Annotated in this window: 8 protein-coding genes and 1 pseudogene; 7 read left to right on the top strand and 2 right to left on the bottom strand. The window is 32.3% G+C overall.

Features of this window, described 5'->3' with window-relative positions; all coding sequences use genetic code 11:
• The 4 genes and pseudogenes from GFJ36_RS29715 to GFJ36_RS16545 form a co-directional block, all read left to right on the top strand.
• Positions 1–422: YwqG family protein (locus GFJ36_RS29715; protein WP_481747067.1), on the top strand; the 422-nt coding region annotated here is incomplete at its 5' end.
• A 557-nt stretch (positions 423–979) separates the two neighbouring features.
• Positions 980–1,405, top strand: coding sequence for a DUF4879 domain-containing protein (locus GFJ36_RS16555; protein WP_097890916.1), 426 nt, complete (start codon positions 980–982; stop codon positions 1,403–1,405).
• A gap of 366 nt (positions 1,406–1,771) precedes the next feature.
• The gene (locus GFJ36_RS16550; RefSeq protein WP_097890918.1) at positions 1,772–2,563 is read left to right on the top strand and encodes an ADP-ribosyltransferase; all 792 of its coding nucleotides are present in this window, start codon (positions 1,772–1,774) and stop codon (positions 2,561–2,563) included.
• 185 nt (positions 2,564–2,748) lie between these two features.
• Positions 2,749–2,916 (top strand): annotated as a pseudogene (locus GFJ36_RS16545) (zinc ribbon domain-containing protein); the annotation flags it as partial.
• A 204-nt stretch (positions 2,917–3,120) separates the two neighbouring features.
• Here the strand turns inward: GFJ36_RS16545 and GFJ36_RS16540 are convergent.
• Entirely contained in the window at positions 3,121–4,038 is a 918-nt protein-coding gene (locus GFJ36_RS16540; protein ID WP_157349686.1) for a CPBP family intramembrane glutamic endopeptidase, read from the bottom strand.
• A 451-nt stretch (positions 4,039–4,489) separates the two neighbouring features.
• Between GFJ36_RS16540 and GFJ36_RS16535 the strand changes: the two genes are divergently transcribed.
• A complete protein-coding gene (locus tag GFJ36_RS16535; RefSeq protein WP_157349685.1) occupies positions 4,490–6,076 on the top strand; it encodes an APC family permease in 1,587 nt (528 codons plus the stop codon).
• Positions 6,077–6,357: 281 nt separating this feature from the next.
• On the opposite strand, the gene GFJ36_RS16530 is transcribed toward GFJ36_RS16535, so the two are convergent.
• The gene (locus GFJ36_RS16530) at positions 6,358–7,431 is read right to left on the bottom strand and encodes a DUF5105 domain-containing protein (RefSeq protein WP_097890924.1); all 1,074 of its coding nucleotides are present in this window, start codon (positions 7,429–7,431) and stop codon (positions 6,358–6,360) included.
• Between the two features lie 663 nt (positions 7,432–8,094).
• Here GFJ36_RS16530 and GFJ36_RS16525 point away from each other — a divergent pair.
• Positions 8,095–8,496, top strand: coding sequence for a BlaI/MecI/CopY family transcriptional regulator (locus GFJ36_RS16525; protein WP_097890926.1), 402 nt, complete (start codon positions 8,095–8,097; stop codon positions 8,494–8,496).
• A partial coding sequence (locus tag GFJ36_RS29710) for a M56 family metallopeptidase (RefSeq protein ID WP_242016004.1) occupies positions 8,496–9,296 on the top strand: 801 nt, incomplete at its 3' end. The genes GFJ36_RS16525 and GFJ36_RS29710, both read left to right, overlap by 1 nt.

The following is a 9,296-nucleotide window of genomic DNA, read 5'->3' as shown; positions in this document are numbered from 1 at the left end:
TATCAGGAAATTTTTGTATTAGAGAATATGATTCTATAGAGGAACTAGTGCCGAATGAGATGTCACTTACTTTTCCAACTCTAAAGCCTTTCCCCTTAATACCAAAGTTAGTAGTTGATGAATTTCCACAATGGGATACTGAAGATTTTCCTAACAACATACAGGATAGAATTTTAGAACTTGAGAACACAATTGAGATTGACTATTACGAGGATATTTTTGAAGAAAATCATTATATACATAAATTAGGGGGCTATGCTTGCTTTGCCCAATCCGGTATCCAATGGCCCGCGGATTATGAATTTATTTTTCAAATAACAGATGATCCAAAAGCACATTTAAAGATTATTCATGGTGGCGGAATTTATTTTGCTAAAAATAGTAAAACAAATGATTGGGTTGCACACTGTGATTTCTTATAGGAATAAGATATAAAGTAACGTTTTCTTATGTGAAATTTTGCTTAGCTTATATTCTCGTTAAAATGTTGGCGGTATGCCTATAAATACACACTGTAATGGATTAAAAGGAAAAAGAGAATTTACAATAAAGAAATATGTCAGATTAGAGGTGTGAGCTAGACCACCTAGTCTCATTGGTTAAAAGAACTTGAATAAAGTTCTTTTTTTATTTTTAATTAATGCCAATAGTGACACCTCATACCTAGAATTGTTTCCGTATCCCTATAATGGTTCTTTCATTGATAATACTCTAGTTAATAAATATCTTGAAAATAAATTGTTAAATTTATTAATTTGATAACCTAATCCCACAGAGTAGTAAAGGATGAACAATTAGACATGCCTATAATACAATCTACGTAAAAAGGTGAAAATCCTATCTCCTGTGTTGATAAAGCTGTAGAAATATAAAACAGAATATTCTATTTTATATTTCTACAACCTCAAGGGATTTACATATTTAGGAAATAAAGTTATGTTGTGATGATATACAATAAATGGAGGGAAGGGATCTTATTATGTTTAAAAAAGTAGCATTAGGGATTTCATCGTTAGCAATTACTACATTTTTAGGTTTAGGAATGGCAACAGAGGCATCTGCTGGTCCTGCGGCACCATTATCTTCATTAAACGTTGTACAAGTAGAGTCTGAGCAAGGTGGGGTAGAGACAATCAATACTAATAGCTTTAGTACAACAAGAAACCATGGGGGAAGTTACCTATATATTTACACCAAAGAAATTGGATATGGACAAAATCCAATTGCAAAAATGAATGGTTCAGCAGTAAAGAGTATTGGATCAACTGTAATTGGGGGCAAACCAATTGTTGGTTGGTATTATAAATGGGATGCATCTGGGCATCAACAGGGGACATTTGAATATCAAAAAACCTCTATTAATTTCCCATTCAATACAATGCGTACTTCACTTTATATACAATAAATAACCAGGGATAAATTGTAGGAATAACTATTAAGATACGAGTTCTTATGAGTTTGTTTATTCTTTGAAATGAATCCTATTTTTATAATAATATTTTTCTTTTGTTTTATAACTGTGTTATCCATTTGTAAAAGTTCATAGTTATGATGGCTTTCCGTATCTATATAAACATAATTGTGGAGAATGGATACATCTTACTATAGGGTTCTTTATAGTTTGGCAGAATCAAAGAAATTAAACAGGAAATAATCAAGGACTCTGAGATTTGATACAAACAAATTAAGAAGTGATGTTCAATAAATAAGTTTGTTTCTTTGGTATGGAAACCTTTAATTTTTAAAAATACAGAATAAGAGGAGTATTAATATGAAAAAACAAAGTCTAGCTATAGCTACTATTCTATCATTAGGTTTAACTGTATTTGGTGGTACTACATCTACATTTGCGATGACTGAGCCAAACGATAATGTGACGTTTCAATCTACATCAAAATATATAGGAAATATACCGTCAAAGCCCAAGGACTGTAATAATGTAGATAAATATAAGCTGTGTACAAACAAAGAAGAAGCTGATGCTTGGGGAAAAAAACAATTTAGTAAGTGGAGCAAAGAAGAGAAATCTGCCATAAGAGATTATACAAAAAATGCAAGGCCGTATAATGAATTCTTAAGAACGCATGTGGGTAAATTAGATTCTGATCCTACAATGAAGAAAAAAATTGAATCCTTAGATAAAGCATTAAACAGAAAAGAGGCAAAAGTGAATGACAATATAAAAGCGTATCGGGGGGATGATGCATGGATTTTTGGAAAGGGGTATGATAACTCCATAATAAAAAATGGCAAGGTTGATAGGGAGAAATTCAAGGAAATACAAAAAAAATTCCAAGGAAAAACAATAACAGAATTTGGATATATAAGCACTTCTATACTTATTGATGCCGGATATGCCAAAACAAGACCAGTTATGACAGAATTTAAGGTAGGTTCTGGGACTCATGGTGCGTATATGAATTCAGATGACTTGACTGCGTATCCAGGGCAATACGAATTATTATTGCCAAGAAATACCGTCTATAAAATTGAAAAAATATATATAGCTATAGATAACAATACTCAAAAAGAACAAATAAAAGTGGAGGCTACAATTAAATAAATCTAATGAAGTTAAATTTTTAAAAATATAGTGATTCAGAATAACTATATAAATCCGAATACGCATGTAAATAATCCAAATAAAAACCGTAAGGATTTCTAATCTTTACGGTTTCTATCATTTTAGCCAAGAAGATTCCTTCCTCAAGGAGCGTGAAGGGTTACAGTTTCGAACTATGTTGGAATATATGTTCTTGTTGTGGATATCAGAACAAAGACGTTAAAAATCTAAACCTACGTAAATGGGACTGTCCTTCTTGTCGTACACACCATGATAGGGATATTAACGCAAGTATCAATATAAAGAATGAAGCAATAAGACTTCTAACCGCAGGGGCTGCGGGGTTAGCCTAATCAATTAGAGTTCGATAGAACTCTTTACTTAGGAATCCCTCACTTCTAAACGAAGTGAAAGTGGGGGGAGTTCAACTATTATATGTTTTAGGATGTTACTAGGTAAAATGAAGCATATTGAATGATGTTTTTTCGTTTTGGGGAAGAATATGATTCTTAACTTGATAGTATTGCTATCAACCTATTATTCTAGGGATTTCTTTTCTATTTACTTATATTTTCATTGTTACTGAACTTTACTCCATTAGAAGTTTGTTTATATCCCAGGTTGCCTCGTGTGAAAATAAGAATAAGCAAAGCAATAAACCCCAATCCTATCACTACAAATGTATCTGTATTCTTTAAAACAGCGTTGGTGGAATGAGTTTGTGCCAAGCTAAACGTATTTACACTTGCATGAACTAGCATGACAATAAATAAGTTACCGTGATTACAGTTATAGACCCAAGTGAGAATGATTGAGATTGGCAAACACAGTAAAATAAAAATTGGCAAGTGAATATATAGGAGAGAAAGGTCAGAACCCGGTCCACCCCTTTGTGCAGCCGTTAAGAAATGTGGAAGATGCCAAAAATTCCAAAAAACACTAAGGAGTAATGTAGCTTTTAGCGGTCCAAATTTTGATTGTAATCGAGGCAGAGCGAAACCACGCCATCCAATTTCCTCCGGTAAAGGTCCACCGAGAAAGAAAATTGCTACAAAAGAGATGAGATAGGTTATAAAAAATTCAAAATTAAGGTCACGGAAAGTAGGTATCTCTCCATTTAATATCACCATACCTAGAAACATTGCAGCGGGGATAACGATGATGGTAAACAAGTACCACTTCAAACCGACTTTAGTAGATAGGATGCTTTTTCTAACTTTTTTCCATGACTCTTTGCCTTCAAGGGTTCGAAACATGATATACGCTGCTAACATAGGGCCTACAAATGCATTGGCAAAAAAGAAAATATCAAATACCTTTGTTTTAGGAAAAATCCCCCATTGCGATAAGATAAATGGAATTAATACAACCCACGAGAATAAATATGCCATTACAAAAAATGAAGTTAACGGATAGGATTCCAAATACCCTCTCAGACCTGTGGATGAGTTTTTTGTAAGAAAGGAGCGATACATTACCAAAGAAATGTAGAAATTTGTATAACAGTTTCCTTCATTTTCGTGTCCATCTTGAATGCATCTGGGGGAGCATCTCATGCCTATCAAATTAAGAACATAGACAAGATGAACTTCGTCTTTTAGAACTAAAATATTCTTAATGCAGAGGTACACTCTAACAAATGTGGTTATTAGTGCTTCACTAACATGATTCGTTGAACCCTCAATATAGAGGCATACTAGATTATGATGTTCTTCCGTAACAAATATCGTTAAAAGTTTTTAGGTTTAGAGAGACTTATAGAGGGTATACATACATTATAAAGAGTTGGTTAGAGATAAACTTTATAGTGAATTGGTCTATAAAACTTACATTCTTACTTTAAATAAAAAGGGGGGAGTATATATGAGTAAAAGGTTAATGAATAAGAGGATTCTATTTATTTTGTGAACGAGGAGCGTGTGAAAAATGAAAAATATGAAACGTAAGCTAGGAACCTTTGCACTTACAATGACTGGGATTGGTTCGATTTTAGGGTCTGGCTGGTTATTTGGTGCATGGAAGGCCGCCAAAATATCAGGAGCGGCCGCTATCTTTTCTTGGGTCTTGGGAATGATTGTAATATTATTTATTGCCTTACCATATAGCGAGTTAGGAGCCATGATTCCAGAGGCTGGCGGAATGGTAAAATATACACAATACTCACATGGAGATTTCGTAGGATTTATTGCTGCATGGGCTAATTGGATAGCCATCGTCTCAGTTATCCCGGTTGAAGCAATAGCGTCAATACAATATATGAGTTCATGGCCTTGGGAGTGGGCAAGTTGGGCCAAGGATTTAGTAGACAATGGGATGTTGACTTCCAAAGGTCTTGCAGCTGCTTCTTTACTTATTTTAATCTATTTCTTTTTAAATTATTGGACTGTTAGTCTATTTGCGAAAGTAAACTCGTTAATTACTATATTTAAAATTGTAATTCCTGGTCTTACAATTGGTGCATTGCTATTTGTTGGATTTCATGGAGAAAACTTTACCAGTCATCAGGACTTTAATGTATCTAATTGGTCAAATGTATTAACTGCTATGGCAACATCCGGTGTTATTTTTGCATTCAATGGTTTTCAAAGTCCAATTAATATGGCTGGTGAAGCAAAGAACCCAGGGAAATCAATTCCTCGGGCAGTTGTAGGATCCATTTTAATTTCAACTATAATATATGTATTATTACAAATTGCTTTTATCGGCGCTGTAAATCCCAATATAATAATTAACGGATGGTCGAATTTAAATTTTAATTCACCATTTGCTGATTTAGCGATAGCACTAAATATTAATTGGTTAGTTATTGTATTATATTTAGATGCTTTTGTATCTCCTTCTGGTACAGGTACTACTTATATGGCAACCACATCACGCATGCTATATGGAATGGAGAAGAATGGATATTTCCCTAAAGTTTTTGGGAAATTACATCCTATATATGGTGTGCCTAGATTTGCCATGATGTTTAATTTAATGATTTGTTTTGTTTTTTTATTTTTATTTAAAGGATGGGGTGTTTTAGCTGAAGTTATTTCAGTAGCTACATTAATTTCATATGTTACTGGACCTATAACAGTAATGACTCTAAGAAAAACTGCACCTAATTTTCATCGTCCTTTCTATATAAAAAGATTAAACATTATCGCGCCTTTAGGTTTCATTTTTGCATCATTAACATTATATTGGGCAAGATGGCCATTAACAGGAGAAGTAATGTTTATTATACTTATGGGCTTACCTATATATTTTTATTATCAATTAAAAAGAAAATGGGTTGGATTTAAGAAGAATTTTTTAGCTGGATTATGGATTGTGGGGTATTTATTATTTATGATTTGTATATCGTACATTGGAAGTGAAAGATTTGGTGGGTTAAATATTATAACTTATGGATGGGATATGGTACTTATTTCAATTGTTTCATTTCTATTTTATAGATGGTCTATAAATAGCGGATTTAAAACAAAAGATCTAAAAGTAGCTCAGAAAATTAATGGGGGAATTAGTTAAATAATATACATAAATTAGAAAAATGGATTTGTTACAGAATGCAATAATCCAAAAACGAGTGGCACATGCCTATTTATTTGAGGGGAGTAAAGGAATCAGAAGATATGCATGTGCTTTATTACCTGTAAAAACATAATTAAATATGCAAAAATGGGAAGCTTTGGTTTTTATCGACCTGAAATTTGTTTTTAGCGTTTTGGAGATAACAGTTGTTGTAAGTCATTATAAAATTGAAAAAACGAAGTTTGGTTGTTACAAACTTCGTTTTCGTTCATATCTTTCTATTGTTTTAAAAATTCTCCCATTATTTCCATTACGTCCTCTGAATCGTTTACTTTATCTTTCGAAAAACGCCATTGTTCTTTTCCGTAGCGTTCCATCTCAACCTTTATTACTTTTTCTTTATTTGAAACTTTTGCTTCTGGCAAAATAGATATAAAGTAACTAAACGATTGGCTAAATAATTTAGACTGTTCGATTCCTGGAGTTTCTTTTAGCAATCTTTCGTTTTCCTTATTTAATTTTGGCTGCAATTCACTTAATAATAATGGTTTCACTTTTAATTCTACTTCAACTTTATCTTCCTCAGGAGAAGAACCTACTGATTTTACTTTAAATGTAACTTTTTCCTGAAGTACAGATTTCAACTTTTTGTAATAACTTTCAAATTCCTGATCACTAATTCCATTATGCGTACTGGACATTGCGTCTTTTTTAAATTCTTGTTGTATATTTTGAATAAATTGTTTTCCGTCTTCACCGGATAATTTATTAATTTTGTCTATATCTTTATCATAATAAACAGCATTTATATAGGCTTTTAGAACTTCAGCTGGTTTGTTTAAGTCTTTTGTGTTCTTTTCTATTTCTTGCGTATCAATTTTGAAAGAAACTTTTTCTGTTTCCTCGTCTCTTTTTTTTGTTTCTTCATTGGAATAAACGAGCTCATATGATGAGGCTTTATTCACTTCATAGTAGAGAATCCCCGATGTTTTTTTACCAGGTTCTAATTCTATTAAACGTAATTTATCTGAATCAGCCTTATCATATTTCTTCATTTTTTCATCACCTTGATATAGTGTAAAGAGATAAGGTGATATCTCTAACATTTTATCCCCTTTATTTTTCAAACTCACTTTGAATTTCAATACTTTATCTTTATTTATTCCTCCCATTGACCCATTTAATGGTAATACGTATTCAGCATTTTCAACTTCAATTTCCACATTCTTTGAAGACGAAGATGCCTTTCCATTTTTTACAGTTGTGGAACTTTGTGAAGAACTACAACCGGTCACAATAGTTAATGTGAATATAAACAAAAAACAAAACATAAAAATTTTTCTAAGTTTCACTTAAAAACCCTCCATCCGATTATTTAAAAATATTTACTATTTTACCATGAAATTCTATGTATATGTCTATTAAGCGACAAGGTAGCCAAACTTAGAGATAGAAGAACTAGAGATCCTCCAAGCCATGCTGGTGACATTGTGCACTTGTTACCTTCGACTGCAGAACAGAGTGAAATTGTTAAAACTTTACTTTATGTCTGATGTGTTCGAATATGAATTAAAACATAAATATAACCAAATAAGAAACCGTTATAAAAATTTCATCCACGATATTTTTATAACGGCTTCTTATTTTATTATTTTGTCAATAATAGTCAAATTATTTTTTTATTAGAGATAACTAATTCCTGATATATAAATATTAATGATATGTATTTTTCCATATATGTTACAAGAACATTTGTTCGTTATTAAAATTACATTAGGAATACGGCCACATCGCTATCAAGCTAACAAAACAAAATACCCCTAAAATGAAAAAACACGTATCTTTTCCTATAATTCTATAGAAAGAATAGCGTATTTTCATTGTTTTTGGGATTAATTTCTTAATTTTCATGGAAATGTATTTTGAAATCCAAAATATGTTTGACATTCCAGGATTACATTTGTAATATTTAATTACAGATTACAAACGTAATACGGAGGGTGGAATTTTAGACAATGAAAGAATTACCTAAAATATCGGAAGCTGAATTGGAAATCATGAAAGTTCTTTGGTCAAAATCTCCTCAAACGGCAAATGAAGTGATTGAAGCGCTAGAAGTAACGATGGACTGGAAACCGAAAACCATTCGAACACTTATTAATCGATTAGTCCAAAAAGAGGCAGTTTCTTATCATCAGGATAAAGGGCGTATGTATGCCTATTATCCTTTAGTGTCGCAAGAAAGTTATCTACAAGTAGAAACCAAATCGTTCCTCAAACGTTTCTATGGTGCAGCATTTAAACCTTTGCTTGTGAATTTCTTAAAAGAAGAAAAGTTGTCCTCAGAGGATATTAACGAACTCAAACGTATTTTAGATGAGAAGACTGAGGAAAATTGGAGGAAGGATAGATCATAATGATAGATATGTTTGTAAACGTCTATCTACCTCGATATTTTAATTGGGTGATAGAAACCTCCATTATGGCGAGTATATTAGTTGGCCTAATTTTATGTATCAAAATCTTGCTTAGAAATAAGTTAACTCCAAGATGGCAGTATTTATTATGGATGATATTAATCGTAAGACTTTTATTGCCATGGTCACCAGATAGTTCCTACAGTATCTATTCTCTTCTTTCGTACAGTAATGGAACTTTAGTTATCTTTCACCAAGACCCTGTAGATCGTATACAAGGATCGACAGATATAGGTGATACAAAGGTAATTAAAAAAGAAGATACCTATGCATCTGGTTCAACACAAACAGCGGAGGAAATTAAAAAACAAACGTACACTAATGAAAAGCAAGATGATGAGACATTTTCATTTTATACAATCCTTTTATATATTTGGCTTGCTGGGGTTATCACTCTGAGCCTTACTACGATCATTATGAATAGGCGTTTATTACTCTACATAAAAAAACAACCTATTATTACGGATGAGAGGATTGTCCGGATTTTTGAAAACTGTAAAAAATCTATGTCTGTTCAACAGGATATCTCACTACTTTTAGCTGGAAAGATTTCAAGTCCAACTGTGTTCGGATTTATTCGATCAAAGGTGTTATTGTCTAGTGTACATATGAAAGTATTAGATGAGCATCAGTTACGATACATTTTTCATCATGAATTAGCTCACATCAAACGAAGAGATGTTGGTGTGAATTGGCTTATGCATGGCTTACTGATTCTAAATTGGTTTAACCCGATTCTT

This window comes from Bacillus sp. EE-W1 (assembly GCF_009760835.1).
GTDB lineage: Bacteria > Bacillota > Bacilli > Bacillales > Bacillaceae_G > Bacillus_A > Bacillus_A wiedmannii.
Note: the sequence above shows the minus strand (reverse complement) of the source record. Positions and strands in the feature narration are given on the sequence as shown.

Bases quoted from the DNA above. Each gene is read 5' to 3' on its own strand.
- GFJ36_RS16540 (WP_157349686.1), bottom strand. From the start codon at position 4,038: ATGTATCGCTCCTTTCTTACAAAAAACTCATCCACAGGTCTGAGAGGG.
- GFJ36_RS16535 (WP_157349685.1), top strand. From the start codon at position 4,490: ATGAAAAATATGAAACGTAAGCTAGGAACCTTTGCACTTACAATGACT.
- GFJ36_RS16525 (WP_097890926.1), top strand. From the start codon at position 8,095: ATGAAAGAATTACCTAAAATATCGGAAGCTGAATTGGAAATCATGAAA.
- GFJ36_RS16555 (WP_097890916.1), top strand. From the start codon at position 980: ATGTTTAAAAAAGTAGCATTAGGGATTTCATCGTTAGCAATTACTACA.
- GFJ36_RS16550 (WP_097890918.1), top strand. From the start codon at position 1,772: ATGAAAAAACAAAGTCTAGCTATAGCTACTATTCTATCATTAGGTTTA.